This is a genomic window from Streptomyces sp. NPDC007084 (genome assembly GCF_040703595.1).
Lineage (GTDB): Bacteria > Actinomycetota > Actinomycetes > Streptomycetales > Streptomycetaceae > Streptomyces.
In genome coordinates this window covers 77,117-96,395 of the sequence record NZ_JBEYFY010000009.1, presented here as the reverse complement: position 1 = coordinate 96,395, position 19,279 = coordinate 77,117, and the positions used below count along the sequence as shown (strand labels likewise).

The window sequence follows — 19,279 nt, the reverse complement described above, 5'->3', positions numbered from 1 at the left end:
ACGGATCGGGTGCCGTCCTTTGTGACATCGCCGCGTGTGACCCGCGTCTCGGCCCCGCTGATCAACGGGCGGCGACCGGGCCGGGCCGGCCACTGGAACCGCTCGTGCCCGTACGGCACTCTTCTCTCCCGTGGGGAACCTTCCGTCGCAGAGCGCCTCGCCCGACCTCGCCGCCGCCGCTCACATGGTGGTGGCCGGTGACGACGCCCTGGCGCACCGGCTGGCCGCCGAGCTGCGCGGGGTCTACGGCGAGCAGGTGACCCTCGTCGTACCGCCCGCGCAGCGCGGTGTCCGGCCGCCGGTGGTCGGGCGGACGCGAGCCACCGCCCTGTTCGACCGGGTCTCCGCCGCCGTCAACCGGGCCTCCGGGAACGGTGGAGGCGAAGGCGGCGGGGGCCTGCCCGGTGGCGGTGGCGGGGGTACGGGAGAGGCTGCCGGGGGCGAGCGGGTCGTGGAGGCCGGTGAGCCGACCGAGGACGTGCTCGGTGACGCCGGGATCGAACGGGCCGCCGCGCTGGCGCTCGTGTACGACGACGACGAGACCAACATCCGTGCCGCCCTCACCGCCCGGCGGCTCAACCCGCGTATCCGGCTCGTCCTGCGGCTCTACAACCGGCGTCTCGGCCAGCACATCGAGGCCCTTCTCGACCAGGCCTCCGCCCTGGCCGGCGCCCCGCTCCGGGGCGGCGCCGCCGTCGACCTGCCGGACGCCGGCCGGCCGAACGCGCGGCCAAGCGGCCGGCCGGGTCCCTCCGGAGAGCCCGGTCCTGGTCCCGGCCCCGTCCGCGGCCCCGGCCCCGGCCCCGGTTCCGGTCAAGGCCCCGGCACCGGCCCCGCTCCCGGCCGGGACCTCTACGACGCCTCCACCACCGTCCTCTCCGACGCCGACACCGCCGCACCCGCGCTGGCCGCCACCGCCGTGGCCGGCACCAGCAAGGTCGTGCAGACCGACGGGCTGATGCTCCGCGCGGTCGAGCGTCCGCCGCCCGCCCCCGGCGTGGTCGCCGATCCCGGCCTGTGCACGCTCGCGTTGCTGTCCGCCACCACCAACGACCCGGCGGGGTCCGAGGGTTCGGACAACAGCGGGGACCAGGGACCCCAACTCCTGCCCGACGAAAGCGCGGTGGCCGACGCCACCGGCCGGGCCACCGTCGTCCTGGAGAACGTCTCCTACGCCGGTCCCGAACTGTCCGCCGGACGCAGCGTCATGCCGCTGTTCGGCTCGCTGCTGTCACGGCGGCTGCGCTGGTCGTTCGCCGGACTCGTCGCCTGCGTGGTCGGGCTCGCCGTGGCCTCGATGCTGGTCACCGGGGAACGCCCGCTCCAGGCGACCTATCTGACGCTCCTCGACCTCTTCGCCATCAACGACCCCGCCGTGGGCCAGCCGCTCGGGCGCCAGATCCTCCAGCTCTGCTCCGGCCTGATCGGGCTGCTGCTCCTGCCGGTGCTGCTCGCCGCCGTCCTGGAGGCGCTCGGCACCTTCCGCAACGGGTCCGCGCTGCGCAAGCCGCCGCGCGGGCTGTCCGGACACGTGGTCCTGCTCGGCGTCGGCAAGATCGGCACCCGGGTGCTGGCCCGGCTGCGGGAACTGCACATCCCCGTGGTGTGCGTCGAGGCCGATCCCGACGCGCGCGGACTCGCGCTCGCCCGGCGGCTGCGCGTGCCCGTCGTGCTCGGGGACGTGACACAGGAAGGCGTACTGGAGGCCGCCAAGATCCAGCGGGCCCACGCGCTCCTCGCGCTCACCAGCGTGGACACCACCAACCTGGAGGCCGCGCTGTACGCCCGCACGGTCCAGCCCGGTCTACGGGTCGTCCTGCGGCTGTACGACGACGACTTCGCGACCGCCGTGTACCGCACCCTGCGGGCCGCGCACCCGGGCGCGCTCACCCGGAGCCGCAGCGTGTCCCATCTGGCCGCGCCGGCGTTCGCCGGGGCGATGATGGGGCGGCAGATCCTCGGGGCGATTCCGGTCGAGCGGCGCGTGCTGCTGTTCGCCGCCGTGGACGTCGGCGGCCATCCGCAGTTGGAGGGGCGCACGGTCGGCGAGGCGTTCCGGGCCGGGGCCTGGCGGGTGCTCGCCCTGGACACCGCGCCGCCCGGAGAGCGCCGGACGGCCTCGGCGACGGCCTCGCGCGGCCCCAGCCTGGTGTGGGACCTGCCCGCCACGTACGTCCTGAAGTCCGAGGACCGCGTGGTGCTCGCGGCGACCCGGCGCGGCCTCGCGGAACTCCTCGGCCGACGGCGCCCCCAACACCGGGCCGGGTCCTAACCCCGGCCGGGTCCAAGGCAAGGCCCCGCCCTCCCCAGCGCCGGCCCGGGCCCCAGCCCCGGCCCACAGCCTCCCGGCCCCAGCCCCGGCCCCCGGCCTCCCGGCGCCGGGCCCCCCTCAGCCCCGGGCGCCCCTACTCACCCTTCACCGTCACCGCTCCCCCACTTCCCGAAGCACCCTCCCTACTTCCCCAAATACCTCTCCGCGAAGTCCAGTTCGAGCCGCACCTGCTTGATGCGTTCGTCCACGACCAGGGAGCCGTGGCCCGCGTCGTAGCGGTACACCTCGTGCGGGGCGCCGCGGGCGGCGAGGCGGGTGACGTAGTTGTCGATCTGGCGGATGGGGCAGCGCGGGTCGTTCACGCCCGCCGAGATGTAGACCGGGGCCTTCACCGCGTCGACGTAAGTCAGCGGGGAGGACGCCTCGAAGCGCTCGGGGACCTCCTCCGGGGTGCCGCCGAGCAGCGTGCGGTCCATCGCCTTCAGCGCCTCCATCTCGTCGTGGTACGCCGTCACGTAGTCGGCGACCGGCACGGCGGCGATGCCGAGGGCCCACGCGTCGGGCTGGGTGCCCAGGCCGAGGAGGGTGAGGTAGCCGCCCCAGGAACCGCCGGTGAGGATCAGCCGCTCGGGGTCGGCCAGGCCGGAGTCCACCGCCCACGCGCGGACCGCCGCGATGTCCTCCAGCTCGATGAGGCCGACCCGGTGCTTGAGCGCGTCCGTCCACGCGCGGCCGTAGCCCGTGGAACCCCGGTAGTTGACCCGGACGACCGCGTAGCCGTGGTCGACCCAGGCCGCCGGGCCCGCGGCGAAGGAGTCGCTGTCGTGCCAGGTCGGGCCGCCGTGGATGTCGAAGACGGTGGGGAGCGGGCCCGTGGCACCGGCAGGCTTCTGGATCAGGGCGTGGATGCGGCCCCCGGGTCCCTCGACCCACACGTCCTCGACCGGGACCGAACCCGGGGACTTCAGGCCCGGCGGGTCAAGGACGACCTCGCCGGTCGTGGAGCGGACCGCGGAGGGCTCGGCGGCCGAGGACCACAGGTACTCCACCGTGCCGTCGGGCCGCGCCGAGGCCCCGGAGACCGTGCCCGGCGGGGTCGGGACCCGGGTCAGCTCGCCGGAGGCGAGGTCGTAGCGCCACAGGTCGCTGCGGGCCTCGAAGCTGTGCGCGATGAGCAGGGCGGAGCCGTCCGGATACCACTCGGCGGCCACGTCTCCGGGCAGGTCGAGCGCCAGGTCGGTCCGCTCGTCCGTCGCCACGTCCCACACCATGGGCTCCCAGCGGCCCCGGCGCTGATGGCCGATGAGGAGCCGCGTGTCCCCGTCCACCGGGGCGAAGCCCAGCACTTCGAGGCCCAGCTCGACCGTGCCCGCCTCGGTGTCGTCCAGCTCGGCGACCGTGGAACCGTCCGGGCGCAGCACGCGCAGCGCCGAGTGCATCGCGTCGCCGTGCTCGGTGTGCTCGATGGCGATCAGCGAACCGTCGTGCGCGAGGTCGCCGACGCCGGCGGACTCGCGGTGCCGGTAGATCTCCACGGGCTGCTCGCCGGCGCGCGCCAGGTGGATCGTCGAGCCGTCGTCGTCGGTCGAGCGGCCCACCACGGCCGTCCGTCCGTCGCGGCCGATCGCCAGGCCCGCCGGGTAGGAGGGGTCGAGACCGGGGACGGCCGGTTCGTCGGTCACGCCCTCGGTCAGCGGGGCGTCGAAGGGACGGCGCCGCCAGATGCCGAACTCGTCGCCGTCCTTGTCGTCGAACCACCAGATCCACGCGCCGTCGGGCGTGAGGACGCCGTCCGTCGTGCCGTTCGCCCGGTGGGTCACCTGGCGCTGCTCACCGGTCGCGCGGTCCCACGAGTACAGCTCGTACGTCCCCGTCGCGTTCGAGACGAACAGGGAACGGTGCGGGGCGTCCTCCGCCCAGTCCGGCAGGGACACCCGGGGTGCCCGGAAGCGCTTCTCCCAGTCGGGCATGTCGGTCTGCCGCTGCTCGATGGACCTGCTGCTGTCAGTCATGGCCCCATAGTGCCTGGCCCCGCCCCCGGCGCGCCGACGGGATCCCCAGCCTGTGGACAACTCCCCCCGCGGCACCTCGCGACGCCCCGCGGCACCCTGTGGACAACCCGGGTCCACCGGGCGCCGGGGCCCGCTCCGGGCGGGCCCCGAGGCCGAGTGCGGACGGGCGGCACCGTACCGTGGTCGGTGTGTACCGGTTCCTGCTGACGCCCCGCTGGTGGGGGATCAACGTCTTCGTGCTGTTGGCCATCCCCTTCTGCGTCTTCATGGGGTCATGGCAGTTGGGGCGCTTCGAGGACCGGGTGCAGGACCACCGGACGGCGAGCGAGGCGGCCTCGGCCGCCAAGACGGACCCCGCCAGGCCGCTGGCGAAGATGCTGCCGGTGACCACGCGGACCTCCGGCAAGCAGACCGTCGCCACCGGCCGGTACGGCAAGCAGCTCCTCGTGCCCGGCCGCGAACTCGACGGCAGGAGCGGGTTCTACGTGCTCACGCTGCTGCGCGTCGACGGCGGCAAGGCGCTGCCCGTGGTCCGGGGCTGGCTGCCCGGTGCCGCCGACCCGGCGAAGGCGCCCGCCGCTCCTCGCGGCGAGGTCACCGTCACGGGCGCGCTCCAGGCCTCGGAGAGCCCCGGGTCCAACGGCGTCAGCAGCGCCGGCGGGCTTCCCCCGGGGCAGACCGCCGCGATCAGCGCCGCGTCCCTGGTGAACCTCGTGCCGTACACCCCGTACGACGCGTGGATCACGCTCGACAAGGCCGACGCCGGGATGAAGGCCGTGCCGCCGGCCGCCCCGCAGAACACCGGGCTCGACCTGAAGGCGTTCCAGAACCTCGGTTACACCGGTGAGTGGTTCGTCTTCGCGGGCTTCGTCGTCTTCATGTGGTTCCGGCTGCTGCGCCGCGAGGTGGAGTTCGCCCGCGACGCCGAGCTGGGCCTGTTCCCGGAGGCCGGCGTCGGAGAGGCCGCCCACGCAGAAGCCGCCCCCGCCGAGAGGGCCGCCGACGCCGAGAGGGCCGCCGACGCCGAAGGGGCCGCCCCCGAGACGACCCCTTCCGCTACCGCCTAGCGAGCGAGACCGCGCCGGGCGGCTCGCCCCCTCCGACAGCCTCAGACCGGCAGCTCGGGCAGCCTCAGACCGACGGCTCCGACAGCCTCACGCCGACGGCTCGGGCAGCCTCAGACCGGCGGCTCGGGCAGCCTCAGACCGGCGGCTCGGGCACCCTCACGCCGACGGCTCCGACAGCCTCACGCCGACGTCAGAATCCCCGTGTGGATGACCGTGCCGGCGCAGGCGTTGGGCACGGTCACCGAGGCGGAGGCGGTGCCCGTCGCCGCCGTGCTGGACACAAGCACGCTGCCGTCCTGCACGCCGTCCTCGGTGAGGAGCTGGACCGCCGGGCTGCCGCCCTCCCCCGTCGTCGTGCCGCCGGTGTCCGTGGCGCCCTCGGTGGGCGTCGGGTCCGGCGAGGGCTGGGCCGTCGGACACGTCTCCGAGGGAACCCAGGCGAACTTCACCACGTACGACTCGCCCGGCTGGAGGACCAGGGAGGCCGCCTCCGCCGAGGGGTCCGGCAGCCCGGCCGCCGGGTCGCCCGCGACATGGGTCGCCACGCCGATCTTGGACTGCTCGGCCGCGCCCTGGGCCACGGCGCCGAACGTGCCGGGGCCGGTGACCGTACAGGCCGTGGTGGAGATGTTCGAGACGGTGAAGGAGCCGTAGACCGCGCCGGTGGAGTCCGGGCCGGCGGCGGTGCCGGAGGCTCCGCCGAGCTGCTGGGCCGTGCAGGCGGTCGCGTTCAGGGCAGACGCCGACGGGTCGGCGCCGCCCGTGGCGGCTCCGGGGCCCCCGCCCTTGTCCTTGTCCGGCTTCTCGGTGTGGCCGTCGGTGGCCTTCTCCGTGGAGGTGCCGGCCGGGCCGCCGGCCCGCTTGCCGTCGCCGCCCGGGCCCTTGTCCTGGCTCGCGCCGCCCTGGGCGGCTGAGCTGTTGCCCGCGATGGACGGGTCGGCGTTGGAACCGGTGGCGTTGGAGACGTGGACGGCCGCCGGGATCGCCGTGCCCATGAAGAGCGCCGCGGCGGCCATGCCGACCAGGGCCTGGCGCTTGCGGGCGCGGCGGGCCGGTACGGCGCGCCGCAGGTGGGCCAGGGTGCCGTCGGCGGGCTCGATGGTCTCGACGGCCTGGTGCAGCAGCCGGCGCAAGGCCCGCTCGTCCACACCGAACCCGTCGGTTTCCGGCCCGCCCGGCGCCTGTCCTACGGGCCCTTCGGCCTGCCTCAGGGTCTCCGGCCGGCCCGCGGAGAGTCCGGCCTCCCCCGGGGTCCCGGGCTGCTCGCCCCGCCCCCGGGTCTCGGACCGCTCGACCTGCACCGGGGTCCCGGAGCCCTTCTCAAGCCCCCGGTTCCCGAGGCGTTCGCCCTGATCCGGGGTCCCGGAGCCCTTCTCAAGCCCCCGGTTCCCGAGGCGTTCGCCCTGATCCGGGGTCCCGGAGCCCTTCTCAAGCCCCCGGTTCCCGGGGCGTTCGCCCTGATCCGGGGTCGCGGACCGCTCGACCCGCCCCGGGTTCCCGGAGTCCTCCTCCGGCCCCCGGTTCTCGGGGTCCTCGACCCGCCCCGGGGTCGCGGCTTCTTCGTTCGGGCCCTGGGTTTCGGGGTGTTCGTCTGGGCCGTGTTTCACAGTTCCGTTCCCAGCGTGCGATTGCTTGTGCTCAGTTTCCGGGCGTCCCGGGTGCTCGGGACGCCGCCGGTCGTCGGACGCACTCATGCCGGGGCCTCCATGGCGACGCGGAGCGCGGCGATGCCACGCGAGCCGTACGCCTTCACCGAGCCCAGGGAGATGCCGAGCGTCTCGGCGACCTGGGCCTCGGTCATGTCCGCGAAGTAGCGCAGGACCAGGACCTCGCGCTGGCGGCGCTGGAGTCCCTTCATCGCCTTGATCAGCGCGTCGCGCTCCAACTGGTCGTAGGCGCCTTCCTCGGCGCTCGCCATGTCGGGCATCGGCTTCGACAGGAGCTTGAGGCCGAGGATGCGGCGGCGCAGGGCCGAGCGCGACAGGTTGACGACCGTCTGCCTCAGATAGGCGAGCGTCTTCTCCGGGTCGCGCACGCGCTTGCGCGCCGAGTGCACCCGGATGAAGGCCTCCTGGACGACGTCCTCGCAGGAGGCGGTGTCGTCCAGGAGGAGTGCCGCCAGACCGAGGAGCGAGCGGTAGTGCGCCCGGTACGTCTCGGTGAGGTGGTCGACGGTCGTGCCGGCCGCCGGGGTGTCCTCGGCGCCGTCACGCTGGCTCGGGACGCGGGTGGGCCGCGCTGCGGGCATGGGCGCGATCACCGGCATGCCGCCGGGCGCACCGGGGCTGCGGAGTCGGCGGGGTGGACGCAGGGCGGTGCCCCTCGTCTGTACCGCGGTGAATTCGAGTACCTCTGCCACGCCAGTTGGACACGCGTCCCCCCAGGAGGGTTGTACGCGACGGGCGTCACATTCGCGTCGCACGCCCCAACGGCCGGAAACCCACCCCCGGCGGACCCCCCAGCGGCCCGCGTATCACCCCCGCAGGGCACCCCAGCGGCCCGCGTATCGCCTCCGCCGGACCCCCCGCGAGCCGGATACCCATCCCCGGCGGACCCCCCAGGAACCTGAACACCACCCTCCGGTACGCCGGTCGGCTCGCCCGTCGGGACGCCGTACGGCGTGCGCGACGGTGCACTAGATGCCCTCATGCGTACCAGCTCTTCCCCTGTGCCCCATGTGCCTGCTGCCCCCGACGCCCCTGAACGGCGACCGCAAAGACGCTCCCCGCCCTCCGCGCGGTTGCGGAGAACGGGGAGGGAAATCATCGGACGCCCACACAGACGGGTTCAAGTGGTCCGGACCATTAAATTGATCACTGGACCAAAACGGATCCTACAAAGGTCTCCCCGGGCGGCCACCGGAATTTCCGCCGCAGGTCTACGCCCCGGAGATCTCCGCCGCGACCAGCTCGGCGATCTGAGCGGTGTTCAAAGCAGCACCCTTGCGCAGGTTGTCGCCGCACACAAACAGTTCGAGGGCCGTCGAATCGTCCAGGGCGCGGCGGACCCGGCCGACCCAGGTCGGGTCGGTGCCCACCACGTCGGCGGGGGTGGGGAACTCCCCGGCGGCGGGGTTGTCGAAGAGCACCACCCCGGGCGCGGTGGCGAGGATCTCGCGCGCCTTGTCGACGGTGACCTCGCCCTCGAAGCGGGCGTGCACGGTCAGCGAGTGGGTGGTGACGACGGGGACGCGGACGCAGGTGACGGCGACCCTGAGCTGCGGCAGGGCGAGGATCTTGCGGGTCTCGTTGCGGACCTTCATCTCCTCCGAGGACCAGCCGTCCTCGGCGAGCGACCCGGCCCAGGGCACCACGTTCAGCGCGACCGGCTCCGGGAAGGGGCCCGTGCCGTCGCCCACCGCGCGGCGGACGTCACCGGGGCTGGTGCCCAGTTCCGTACCGGCGACGAGGGACATCTGCCGGCGCAGGGTCTCGACGCCGGCCCGGCCCGCGCCGCTGACCGCCTGGTACGAGGAGACGACCAGCTCACGCAGGCCGAACTCGGCGTGCAGCGCGCCGAGCGCCACGATCATGGAGAGGGTGGTGCAGTTCGGGTTCGCGATGATCCCGCGCGGGCGCGTCCGCGCGGCGTGCGGATTGACCTCGGGGACGACCAGGGGCACGTCCGGGTCCATCCGGAAGGCGCCCGAGTTGTCGACGACGACCGCGCCCTTGGCGGCGGCGACCGGCGCCCACTGGGCGGCCACGTCGTCCGGTACGTCGAACATGGCGACGGCGACCCCGTCGAAGGCCTCCTCCGACAGGGCCACCACCTCGACCTCCTCGCCGCGCACGGCCAGCTTGCGGCCGGCCGAGCGGGGCGAGGCGATCAGACGGATCTCGCCCCAGATGTCCGCGTGCTGGGACAGGATCTGGAGCATGACCGAGCCGACGGCTCCGGTCGCACCCACGACCGCGAGCGTCGGTCGTCCGGTCATCGCCCGGTGCCTCCGTAGACGACGGCCTCGTCGCTGTCGGAGTCGAGTCCGAAGGCGCTGTGCACGGCGCGGACGGCTTCGTTGACGTCGTCCGCGCGGGTGACCACCGAGATGCGGATCTCGGAGGTCGAGATCAGCTCGATGTTGACGCCGGCGTCGGTGAGGGCCTCGAAGAAGCCCGCGGTGACGCCCGGGTTGGTCTTCATGCCGGCGCCGACCAGGGAGATCTTGCCGATCTGGTCGTCGTAGCGCAGCGACTCGAAGCCGATCACGGCCTTCGCCTTCTCCAGGGCGTCGATGGCCTTGCGGCCCTCGGTCTTCGGGAGGGTGAAGGAGATGTCCGTCAGGCCGGTGGTCGCCGCCGACACGTTCTGCACGATCATGTCGATGTTGATCTCGGCGTCGGCGATGGCGCGGAAGATCGCGGCGGCCTCGCCCGGCTTGTCCGGGACGCCGACGACCGTGACCTTGGCCTCGGAGGTGTCGTGAGCGACACCCGAGATGATGGCCTGCTCCACCTTCTGGTCCCCTTGCTGCTGTGTCTTTCCGGCGAGTGGCGTGCTGCTGACCCAGGTGCCCTGGAGTCCGCTGAAGGACGAGCGCACGTGGATCGGGATGTTGTAGCGGCGGGCGTACTCCACACAGCGGTGGAGGAGCACCTTGGAGCCGGAGGCGGCCAGCTCCAGCATGTCCTCGAAGGCGATCCGGTCGATCTTCTTCGCCTTCTTCACCACGCGCGGGTCGGCGGTGAACACGCCGTCCACGTCGGTGTAGATCTCGCAGACCTCGGCGTCGAGCGCGGCGGCCAGCGCGACGGCCGTGGTGTCGGACCCGCCGCGGCCGAGCGTGGTGATGTCCTTCTTGTCCTGCGAGACGCCCTGGAACCCGGCGACGATGGCGATGTTGCCCTCGTCCAGCGCCGTACGGATACGGCCGGGGGTGACGTCGATGATCCGGGCTTTGTTGTGGACCGAGTCGGTGATGACGCCGGCCTGGCTGCCGGTGAAGCTCTGGGCGCTGTGGCCCAGGTTTTTGATCGCCATCGCCAGCAGGGCCATGGAGATCCGCTCTCCGGCGGTCAGCAGCATGTCGAACTCTCGTCCGGTCGGCATCGGAGATACCTGCTCGGCGAGATCGATCAGCTCGTCCGTCGTGTCGCCCATCGCGGAAACGACCACGACCACCTGGTGGCCGTTCTTCTTCGCTTCCACGATTCGCTTGGCGACGCGCTTGATGCCCTCGGCATCGGCTACGGAGGAGCCTCCGTACTTCTGCACGACAAGGCCCACGTGCGCTCCTCGCTCAATCCGTCTCTGCACCGCACAACTGCGGTCGGCTCAGTCTAACGAGCGGCCGGATTTCCCTTCCGGGGTATCGCATCGTGAGATGTCCCGCTCACAAGGTGATCACCCGGGATGTCAGGTCAGCAAGGGACATCCGGCCGCTCCGAGACGGCACCTGCCCGCCCCGCGCCCCGGCCACTCGGAAAGTGCCCGGTGTCACATCCGCGCCAGGGGCTGTTTCACGCCACGGGCTACTTGACCGTGCGCAGGCCGAGCGGTCCGGCGATCTCCTGGGCCATGACCTGCCCCGCCTCCTCCGCGAGGGCGTCCTCGCCGAGGTCCTGGTCGGTGTCGAGGCCGTTCAGATCGTCCAGGGGCTGGTTCAGCCGGACGTGCGCCACCAGGGACTGGAGGGCGCGCAGGGCGGCGGAGGCGGTGGAGCCCCAGTTCGAGAAGTAGGAGAACTGCCACCACCACATGGCCTCGGTGGTGCGGCCGGCCCGGTAGTGGGCCATGCCGTGCCGCAGGTCGGTGATGACGTCGGCGAGGTCGTCGGAGATCCGGCAGGCGACGGGGGCCTTGCGGGGCTCGTAAGGGTCGAAGACCTCGGAGTAGACGTCGATCGGTTCGAGCATCAGGGCGAGCCGCTCGCGCAGCTCGTCCACGTCCGCCTCCGGGCCGAGGTCCGGCTCGTAGCGCTCGTCGGGGACGATGTCCTCGTGCGCGCCGAGCCGGCCGCCCGCCAGCAGGAGCTGGGAGACCTCCAGGAGCAGGAAGGGGATGGCCGAGTCCGGCTCGTCGCCCCGGGCGACCTCGGTGACGGCGACCAGGAAGCTCTCCACCTGGTCCGCGATCTGGACCGAGAAGTCGTCGGGGTCGGGGCTCGTCGCGTGCAGCGTGGCGTCAGACATCTAGGAGTCGTCTCCCCTCGAAGGCACGGCCGAGCGTGACCTCGTCCGCGTATTCCAGGTCGCCGCCCACCGGGAGGCCGCTGGCCAGGCGGGTGACCTTGAGGCCCATGGGCTTGATCATGCGGGCGAGGTACGTGGCCGTGGCCTCGCCCTCCAGGTTCGGGTCCGTCGCGAGGATCAGCTCCGTGACCGTGCCGTCGGCGAGGCGGGCCAGGAGTTCCCTTATCCGCAGGTCGTCCGGGCCGACGCCCTCGATCGGGCTGATCGCGCCGCCGAGCACGTGGTACTTGCCCCGGAACTCGCGCGTCCGCTCGATCGCGACGACGTCCTTCGGCTCCTCCACGACACAGATCACCGTGAGATCGCGGCGCGGGTCGCGGCAGATGTTGCACAGCTCCTCCTGCGCCACGTTGCCGCAGGTCGCGCAGAAGCGGACCTTCGCCTTGACCTCCATGAGGCACTGCGCGAGCCGCCGCACGTCGGTCGGCTCCGCCTGGAGGATGTGGAAGGCGATCCGCTGCGCGCTCTTGGGACCGACGCCGGGGAGCCGCCCCAGTTCGTCGATGAGGTCCTGAACCACGCCTTCGTACAACGGACTGCCTTTCCGAGTGCCCTGGTACCGCTTGGTGCCGTCCGGGTCCGTCTTGCGTCTTGTCCCTGTGCGTACGGTAGTTGGCCGCCGCCGGTCTTAGAAAGGCAGACCGGGGATGCCGCTGCCGCCGCCGAGCCCCTGGGTGAGCGGGCCGAGCTTCTGCTGCTGGAGCGTCTGGGCGTTCTCGTTGGCCGCCTGGACGGCCGCCACGACGAGGTCGGCGAGCGTCTCGGTGTCCTCGGGGTCGACCGCCTTCGGGTCGATCACCAGGCCCCGAAGCTCTCCGGAACCGGTCACGGTCGCCCGGACCAGACCGCCTCCGGCCTGCCCTTCGACCTCCGTCCGCGCCAGTTCCTCCTGGGCGTTCGCCAGGTCCTGCTGCATCTTCTGGGCCTGCTGCAGCAACTGCTGCATATTGGGCTGGCCACCACCGGGAATCACGATCAGCTCCTGGTATCGAGTACGGCTGTAGGGGCCGTTTTCCTGTCCAGCACGAGCCTACGTGGTCGACCGGTCCGTCGCCCAAGCACTCTTTCGAGTGACACCGTCTCGACGCCTATACCTGATCAAGGCCCACTTCCGGGCGGAAAAGCCCTGAAACCCGGTCCATCGCCACCCATTGGGCGGTAGGAAGGGGGCGGCGCACGCGCACCACGCGTCACAGGGTGCGTCGTCCGTTGTCGTCGCCGTCGTCGGTGGTCAGTGAGGGAGTGCCGGGTGAGTCAGCCGGAGATGCAGCCCGAGGGCCCGCCCCAGGGGCGCGGCGAGGGGGCGGGGCCGCGGCCGGGCGATCTGACCGGCCGGCCGTTCCCGCTCGGCGACTGGGGTGAGCCCGCCGAGCGGCTTCACGAGCTGTACCGCTGGGTGGAGCAGGGGGCCCTGGACACGGCGGCCTGGTATCTGTGCGACCGGGCGGGGAAGCGGTGGGGGGCGCGGCTGCTGCGCTGCGGGGCGGCGGCCGGGGCGGTCGCCGGGGCCGCGCTGCCGCTGCTCGACGTGACCGGCGCGGTGGGCGGCACGGCCCCCTGGGGGTATCTGGCGCTGTTACTCGCCGTCGCCTGTGTCGGCGTGGACCGGTTCTTCGGGGTGACCTCCGGCTGGATAAGGGACGTGGCGACGGCGCAGGCGGTGCAGCGGCGTCTTCAGGTGCTTCAGTTCGACTGGGCCTCGGAGAGCGTGCGGGAGGTCCTGGGGCCGACGGACGGGACCGCCGGTGAGGCGGCCGAGCGGTGTCTCGGGGTGCTGCGGAAGTTCTCGGAGGACGTCACGGAGCTGGTGCGCACGGAGACGGCGGACTGGATGGTGGAGTTCCGTACGGGGCCCGCGCCGCTCGGCATCCAGTCCTCGGCGGTGGGCGCGCCCCGGGTCGACGGGGTCCACCTCAACGGCCGCGCCCCGCTCCCGCCGGGCGCCCGCCCGAACATGCCCCGCCAGCGCCCGCCCGAGCCCCGCTAGAACCCCGCTCCCCCCGTCCGGCTCGGCCCGTGCGCCACCCGTCCTCATCCCGGGCCGCCCGTCCTCATCCCAGGCCGCCCAGCCTCACCCCGGGCCGCCCCGCCTCACCCCGCCCCGCAGATCCGCAGCCCGACCGGAGTCCCGCAGGGCAGGTGGCCGTGGGTGCGGACGATGTCCTGGCCGCTGCCCCGGCCGGCGTAGGACAGGAAGCTGGAGGCGAGCGAGTCGGCGGGCGGGCGGCCGTAGGTGTAGGCGTACTCGATCTCCCGGTACGGGTAGTCCGAGGTGCCGTGTTCCAGGTCCTCGACGGAGGCGGTGTGGCCGTCGAGGGCGAGCCGGTGCAGGCCCTTGTGCCCGACGGCGTTGTTCAGCTCGCTGTAGCCGATGGCACCGGGCAGTCTGGCGACGGTGTCGAGGACCTGGTCGGTGGAGTCGAGTTCGCAGCGCACCAGCGGGGCCGTCGGGTCGTCCTTGTGGACGCAGTCCAGTGAGGAGTTGGCGATCTCGCCGCGGCCGAGCACCCGCCGCTGGAACACCTGCCGGGTGCCGGAGTTGGCGTCCCGGCTGACGAGGAGGACGGGCAGGTCGGGTCCGCCGAGCTGCTTCCAGTTGCGGATCTCGCCCCGGTAGAGCCGCCGTACGTCGGCGAGCGGGAGGTTCCTGACCGGCAGGCCGTCGCCTGCGACCAGGGTGAAGACCGACACCGCGATCCGGTTCTCCCGCAGCCGGGGGAAGTCGCCGGGCTTGGGCCCGTCGGAGAGGGCGACGACGGCCGGTGAGCCGTTCTTCGTCCGCCGTCCGGCCGCGTCGAGTTCGCGCACTCCGGCGGTGCTGCCGTGGGCGTCGACGGTGATGGCGGCGCCCGCGCAGGCCGCCTCGTACTTCTCGGCGAGTTCGCGCATGACGGGGGCGAAGGCGGTGGAGCCGGTGACGGTGAGGGTGCCGCGCGCGCAGCCGATCGGGGGCGGGGAGTCGTCGCGCAGGACGACGATCAGCGCGAGCGTGACCACGCGCACCGTGAGCAGCACGGTGATCAGCCGGGCCGCGCGGCTGAACAGCGGCGGCTGGTCGTCCGGTGTCGTACTGCGGTTGGGCCGGACCTCGCCGTCGCGGATGCCGCCGACGATCCGTATCGGGCAGCCCACGTCGCCGCCCGAGAGCAGGACGAGCAGCTTGAAGTGCTCGCCGCGGTTGAGCGGGACGCGCGGGATGCGCAGCGTGCCGTCGGCGTAGCCGAGGCCCGCCGCGGCGGTGAAGTGGTCCATCAGGTGGTCGGTGCCGGGCGGCTGGGTGACGGAGACGCCTCGGATGGTGCGGTCGGTGAACACGGCGGTCAGGCCGTGCCGTTCGCGGCTCGTGTAGTCGTCCCCGGCGACGCTCTGCGAGCCGTCGTTCTCGATCCGCAGCAGCACGAGGGTGGCGTCGGACATGCCAGGGGTCTCGTCGAACAGGCCGAGCCGTACGTTCGCGCGCCCGGAGCGGACGTCGTCGCCGATGGGGTTGTCCATCTGCACCCGGTAGCCGAGCCTCTTGCGGCGCGGCACCCGGCGCTCGTACCAGACCATCACGGCGGAGGCGACGACACCGATCACGGCGGTACCGACGGCCACGACGTTCTCGGCGCTCAGCCACTCCACTGCTAGTCACTCCCCCGGGCAGTGCGGTGCGGTCACCGTACGGCGCGGCCCGGGAACGGGCGGCGTCCGGGGGATGAACTTCAACAGCCGTGCGCGCTACGGGTGTTGAGGGCGCCGCAGAGTGCTCAGTCGCTCTTCGTGTAGGTCAGCGCCTCGCCCGAGGTGGTGTTGACGCGGCGCAGGCTGCCGTCCGAGAGGAGGGTGATCTCGGAGGCGGAACCCGGGGAGCAGGAGGACAGCGGTTCGCCGGAGCTGACCTCGGAGGGGCCGATCTCCAGCGTTCCGCCGGCCGCGGGGGCGCTCGTCAGGGTGGCCTGGAAGACGCAGTGGTAGGTGCCGTTGCCGAGCGGTCCCTCGGCGGTGAGGGTGAGGACGGGGTCGCCGACCTCGCCCTGCCGGATGGTGAGCCGGCGGGTGTTGTGGCCGGTGGCGTTGTCGATGCTGGTGTCCCAGGTGCCGAGGTAGGCCGACGGGATGGTGCCGGCGCCGGAGGCGTCGGCGCTCGGGGAGGCGGAGGCGGGGCCGGAGTCGGCGGAGGGGGCCCGCGAGGCGCCGCCGTCCGGGGAGGCGGGTCCGGCGGAGGCGGCCGGGGAGGCTTTGGAGTCGTCGTGGCCGCCGCTGCCGCCGCCCTGCATCAGCGCGTACACGCTGCCGCCCGCGCCGAGCGCGACGACCAGGGCCACCACGACGAGGAAGGCGGTGGACCGGCCGCTGCGGCGCGCGGGATCGGGACCGGCCGGGACGGGCGCGGGACCGTACGGCGGGGTCGGACCGTAGGGCGGGGTGGCGCCGCCGGGGCCGTACGGCGGGGTCGGCCCGTACGGGGGTGTCGGCCCGTACGGGGGTGTCGCGCCGTAGGCCTGCTGTCCGGGCGGGCCGCCCCAGCCGGCCTGCGGATAGCCGTAGCCGGGGTGGGCCGGGTCCTGGCCGGTGGGCTGGGGGTGCTGCTGCGGATAGCCGTACGCGGGGTGCGGGCCGGGCGGCGCGGGGGTGGGGCCGGCGACGACGGTCGGGAGGTGGTTCACCGCGCCGGGGCCGCCGGAGGCGGGCGGGGCGGTGCCGTCCTCGGGGGCGGCGGGGGCGTGCTCCGGGGCCGCCTCGGCGGACGCGCCGACGGACGTTCCGGGGGTCACGCCTGGGGTCGCCGAGGAGGCGGCGGGCCGCGCGGGCGGGCCGGCGGGAGGCGGTCCCGCCGGAGCGGGGCCGCCCACCGGAGCGGGCGGGGTGGTCGGCGGGCCGGACAAGTCCGGCGCGGGAGCGGGGTGTTGGGGCGCGGGCGGCAGGTCCGGGCGGCCGGGCGCGGGCGAGGCGGCGCCCGGCTTGGCGAACTCCCCCGCGGGCAGCGGGTGTTCCGGCGCCGGCGGCTGGGCCGGGGGCGCCGAACCGGCCGGGGAGGCGGGCCGCTGCCGCTCGTCGGGGTCCTCGGTGTCCAGCAACCGCACGGCGTGCCGCCCCAGTTGGGCCACCAGGGCGCTGGGCAGCCAGGGATCGCGGACGCGGCCGTCGGCGACGGTCTCCCCGGCGCCGGTACGGGCCAGGATCTCGTCGAGCGAGGGCCGGGCGGCGGGGTCCTTGCGCAGGCAGGCGCGCACCAGGTCGGCAAGGCTCTCCGGGACCCCCGACAGGTCGGGTTCCTCCTGCGCGATGCGGAACATCATCGCGTGCACCCCGCTGCTGGAGGCGCCGAACGGCAGGGCGCCGGTGGCCGCGTAGGACAGCACCGAGCCGAGGCAGAAGACGTCACAGGCCGGGGTGACGCGGTCGCCGCGCACCTGCTCGGGGGCCATGAAGCCGGGCGAGCCGACGAGCGCGCCGGTGCGGGTGAGGCCGCCGTCGGTGACCGTCTCCAGGGCGCGGGCGATGCCGAAGTCGATGACGCGGGGCCCGTCGATGGTGACCAGGACGTTCGACGGCTTGAGGTCGCGGTGGATGAGTCCGGCGGCGTGGATGTCCTTCAACGCCTGCGCGAGCCCGGCGGCGAGGATGCGCACCGACCGTTCGGGCAGCGCGCCGTGGTCGTGCCCGACGACGGTCTGGAGGGTGGGCCCGGCGACATAGCCCGTGGCCACCCAGGGGATCGCGGCCTCGGTGTCCGCGTCGAGGACGGGCGCGGTCCAGTGGCCGCCGACCCGCCGCGCGGCCTGCACCTCCTGGCGGAACCGGGCCCGGAACTCCTCCTGTTCGGCGAGTTCCTCGCGGACGAGCTTGACGGCGACCGTGCGTCCCCGGTCGGAGCGGGCGAGATAGACGTGCCCCATGCCGCCGGCCCCGAGCCGCGCCAGCAGCCGGTACGCCCCGATCCGCCGCGGGTCCCCCGCCCCCAGTTTCTCCATGGCAGCGCCCACCCCTCCCCGTTTGTGTGCAACAGCCCGAGGATAGTGGCGCTCCGCGGGGCGGCGGGCGGGCCCGACCCGCACGGTTCCGTCACGGATCGTGCCGGTTCGGTAACGGCGAGCGGGCGGGCGGAGCCCGGGAAGCACGCGCACGGGTGCCCGGGACGCGCGCGCACCCGGCCCCGGACACGCGTGCGCTCGGTCCCGGACGCGCGCACACCCGCCCCGGAAGCACGTGCGGTCGTTCCCAGAAGCACGTGCGCTCGGTCCCGGAAGCACGTGCGGCCGGTCCCGGAAGCGTGTCCGCGCGGTCCCGGAAGCCCGACAGACTGTCGCGGAAAGCCCCCGTCCGCAGACAGGACGCCGATATCGCGTCCGGTCCGTGGACATTTACGCTGCGCGCATGACCCCTCAGCCCAACCCCCAGGCCGGCGCCGCAGTGAAGGCCGCGGACCGCGCGCACGTGTTCCACTCCTGGTCCGCGCAGGATCTCATCGACCCGCTCGCCGTCGCAGGCGCGGAGGGGTCGTACTTCTGGGACTACGAAGGCAAGCGGTATCTGGACTTCACCAGCGGGCTCGTCTTCGCCAACATCGGCTACCAGCACCCGAAGGTCGTCGCCGCGATCCAGGAGCAGGCCGCGAGCATGACCACGTTCGCGCCCGCGTTCGCCGTCGAGGCCCGCTCCGAGGCGGCCCGGCTGGTCGCCGAGCGGACCCCCGGCGACCTGGACAAGATCTTCTTCACCAACGGCGGCGCGGAGGCCAACGAGAACGCCATCCGGATGGCCCGGCTGCACACCGGCCGCCCGAAGGTGCTCTCCGCCTACCGCTCGTACCACGGGGCCACCTCCACCGCGATCAACCTCACCGGCGACCCCCGGCGCTGGCCGAACGACAACGGCGGGGCCGGTGTCGTCCACTTCTGGGCGCCGTTCCTCTACCGCAGCCCCTTCCACTCGGACAGCGAGGCGCAGGAGTGCGAGCGCGCCCTCCAGCACCTTGAGGACACCATCGCCTTCGAGGGGCCGGCGACCATCGCCGGCCTCATCCTGGAGACGATCCCGGGCACCGCGGGCATCATGACCCCGCCGGCCGGCTACCTCGCCGGGGTCCGCGAGATCTGCGACCGCTACGGGATCGTGTTCATCCTGGACGAGGTCATGGCCGGGTTCGGCCGTACCGGCAAGTGGTTCGCCGCCGAGCACTTCGGCGTGACGCCGGACCTGATGACCTTCGCCAAGGGCGTCAACTCCGGCTATGTCCCGCTGGGCGGCGTGGCCATCTCCGCCGAGATCGCCGAGACCTTCGCCAGGCGGCCCTACCCCGGCGGGCTCACCTACTCCGGGCACCCGCTGGCCTGCGCCGCCGCCGTCGCCACCATCAACGTGATGGAGGAGGAGGGGATCGTCGAGCAGGCCGCCGCCATCGGCGAGAACGTCATCGGGCCCGGACTGCGCGAGCTGGCCTCCCGGCACCCCAGCGTCGGGGACGTGCGCGGTACGGGGGTGTTCTGGGCGCTGGAGCTGGTGCGGGACCGGGAGACGCGGGAGCCGCTTGTGCCGTACAACGCCGCGGGGGAGGCCAACGCGCCCATGGCCGCGTTCGGGGCCGCCGCCAAGGCCCGGGGGCTGTGGCCGTTCGTCAACATGAACCGTACGCATGTCGTGCCGCCCTGCAATGTCAGTGAGGCCGAGGTCAAGGAAGGGCTCGCCGTGCTGGACGAGGCGTTGTCCGTGGCGGACGAGCACACCGTCTGACGCGACCAGCCTGTTTTCGCC

At 73.4% G+C, this 19,279-nt stretch carries 14 protein-coding genes; 4 read left to right on the top strand and 10 right to left on the bottom strand.

Features of this window, described 5'->3' with window-relative positions; genetic code table 11:
- Positions 1 to 184: 184 nt before the first annotated feature.
- The gene (locus AB0912_RS11115) at positions 185 to 2,272 is read left to right on the top strand and encodes an NAD-binding protein (protein ID WP_366698209.1); all 2,088 of its coding nucleotides are present in this window, start codon (positions 185 to 187) and stop codon (positions 2,270 to 2,272) included.
- Between the two features lie 182 nt (positions 2,273 to 2,454).
- Here the strand turns inward: AB0912_RS11115 and AB0912_RS11110 are convergent, their stop codons facing one another.
- Entirely contained in the window at positions 2,455 to 4,284 is a 1,830-nt protein-coding gene (locus AB0912_RS11110; RefSeq protein WP_366698053.1) for a prolyl oligopeptidase family serine peptidase, read from the bottom strand.
- 188 nt (positions 4,285 to 4,472) lie between these two features.
- Here AB0912_RS11110 and AB0912_RS11105 point away from each other — a divergent pair, with 188 nt between their 5' ends.
- The gene (locus tag AB0912_RS11105; protein ID WP_366698051.1) at positions 4,473 to 5,351 is read left to right on the top strand and encodes an SURF1 family protein; all 879 of its coding nucleotides are present in this window, start codon (positions 4,473 to 4,475) and stop codon (positions 5,349 to 5,351) included.
- Between the two features lie 179 nt (positions 5,352 to 5,530).
- On the opposite strand, the gene AB0912_RS11100 is transcribed toward AB0912_RS11105, so the two are convergent.
- The 7 genes from AB0912_RS11100 to AB0912_RS11070 all read right to left on the bottom strand — a co-directional run bounded on the left by AB0912_RS11100 (position 5,531) and on the right by AB0912_RS11070 (position 12,515).
- The gene (locus AB0912_RS11100) at positions 5,531 to 6,499 is read right to left on the bottom strand and encodes a hypothetical protein (RefSeq protein WP_366698049.1); all 969 of its coding nucleotides are present in this window, start codon (positions 6,497 to 6,499) and stop codon (positions 5,531 to 5,533) included.
- 542 nt (positions 6,500 to 7,041) lie between these two features.
- On the bottom strand, positions 7,042 to 7,710 hold the full coding sequence (locus AB0912_RS11095; protein ID WP_366698047.1) for a SigE family RNA polymerase sigma factor: 669 nt from the start codon (positions 7,708 to 7,710) through the stop codon (positions 7,042 to 7,044).
- Between the two features lie 519 nt (positions 7,711 to 8,229).
- Positions 8,230 to 9,288, bottom strand: a complete 1,059-nt coding sequence (locus AB0912_RS11090; protein ID WP_366698045.1) for an aspartate-semialdehyde dehydrogenase — start codon at positions 9,286 to 9,288, stop codon at positions 8,230 to 8,232.
- Positions 9,285 to 10,577 (bottom strand): aspartate kinase, encoded by a 1,293-nt coding sequence (locus AB0912_RS11085; RefSeq protein WP_366698043.1) that lies wholly within the window; start codon positions 10,575 to 10,577, stop codon positions 9,285 to 9,287. Before AB0912_RS11085 ends, AB0912_RS11090 begins: the two co-directional genes overlap by 4 nt.
- Positions 10,578 to 10,822: 245 nt before the next feature.
- Positions 10,823 to 11,482 carry a DUF5063 domain-containing protein gene (locus tag AB0912_RS11080; RefSeq protein ID WP_366698041.1) on the bottom strand — a complete coding sequence of 220 codons (660 nt, stop codon included), beginning with the start codon at positions 11,480 to 11,482 and terminating at the stop codon, positions 10,823 to 10,825.
- Positions 11,475 to 12,074: a recombination mediator RecR gene (recR, locus tag AB0912_RS11075; RefSeq protein ID WP_351419838.1), complete on the bottom strand. Its 600-nt coding sequence runs from the start codon at positions 12,072 to 12,074 to the stop codon at positions 11,475 to 11,477. Before recR ends, AB0912_RS11080 begins: the two co-directional genes overlap by 8 nt.
- 96 nt (positions 12,075 to 12,170) lie before the next feature.
- A complete protein-coding gene (locus AB0912_RS11070) occupies positions 12,171 to 12,515 on the bottom strand; it encodes a YbaB/EbfC family nucleoid-associated protein (RefSeq protein ID WP_366698039.1) in 345 nt (114 codons plus the stop codon).
- Positions 12,516 to 12,791: 276 nt separating this feature from the next.
- On the opposite strand from AB0912_RS11070, the gene AB0912_RS11065 reads away from it, so the two are divergent.
- A complete protein-coding gene (locus AB0912_RS11065) occupies positions 12,792 to 13,529 on the top strand; it encodes an SLATT domain-containing protein (protein ID WP_366698037.1) in 738 nt (245 codons plus the stop codon).
- A gap of 104 nt (positions 13,530 to 13,633) precedes the next feature.
- Here the strand turns inward: AB0912_RS11065 and AB0912_RS11060 are convergent, their stop codons facing one another.
- Both AB0912_RS11060 and AB0912_RS11055 read right to left on the bottom strand, forming a co-directional pair.
- Positions 13,634 to 15,166: a substrate-binding domain-containing protein gene (locus tag AB0912_RS11060; RefSeq protein ID WP_366698035.1), complete on the bottom strand. Its 1,533-nt coding sequence runs from the start codon at positions 15,164 to 15,166 to the stop codon at positions 13,634 to 13,636.
- A 125-nt stretch (positions 15,167 to 15,291) separates the two neighbouring features.
- The gene (locus tag AB0912_RS11055; RefSeq protein WP_366698033.1) at positions 15,292 to 17,499 is read right to left on the bottom strand and encodes a serine/threonine-protein kinase; all 2,208 of its coding nucleotides are present in this window, start codon (positions 17,497 to 17,499) and stop codon (positions 15,292 to 15,294) included.
- A gap of 403 nt (positions 17,500 to 17,902) precedes the next feature.
- On the opposite strand from AB0912_RS11055, the gene AB0912_RS11050 reads away from it, so the two are divergent.
- Positions 17,903 to 19,258: an aspartate aminotransferase family protein gene (locus AB0912_RS11050; RefSeq protein WP_366698031.1), complete on the top strand. Its 1,356-nt coding sequence runs from the start codon at positions 17,903 to 17,905 to the stop codon at positions 19,256 to 19,258.
- Positions 19,259 to 19,279: the final 21 nt, after the last annotated feature.

Bases quoted from the DNA above. Each gene is read 5' to 3' on its own strand.
- AB0912_RS11115 (WP_366698209.1), top strand. From the start codon at position 185: ATGGTGGTGGCCGGTGACGACGCCCTGGCGCACCGGCTGGCCGCCGAG.
- AB0912_RS11110 (WP_366698053.1), bottom strand. From the start codon at position 4,284: ATGACTGACAGCAGCAGGTCCATCGAGCAGCGGCAGACCGACATGCCC.
- AB0912_RS11090 (WP_366698045.1), bottom strand. From the start codon at position 9,288: ATGACCGGACGACCGACGCTCGCGGTCGTGGGTGCGACCGGAGCCGTC.
- AB0912_RS11080 (WP_366698041.1), bottom strand. From the start codon at position 11,482: ATGTCTGACGCCACGCTGCACGCGACGAGCCCCGACCCCGACGACTTC.
- AB0912_RS11055 (WP_366698033.1), bottom strand. From the start codon at position 17,499: ATGGAGAAACTGGGGGCGGGGGACCCGCGGCGGATCGGGGCGTACCGG.
- AB0912_RS11050 (WP_366698031.1), top strand. From the start codon at position 17,903: ATGACCCCTCAGCCCAACCCCCAGGCCGGCGCCGCAGTGAAGGCCGCG.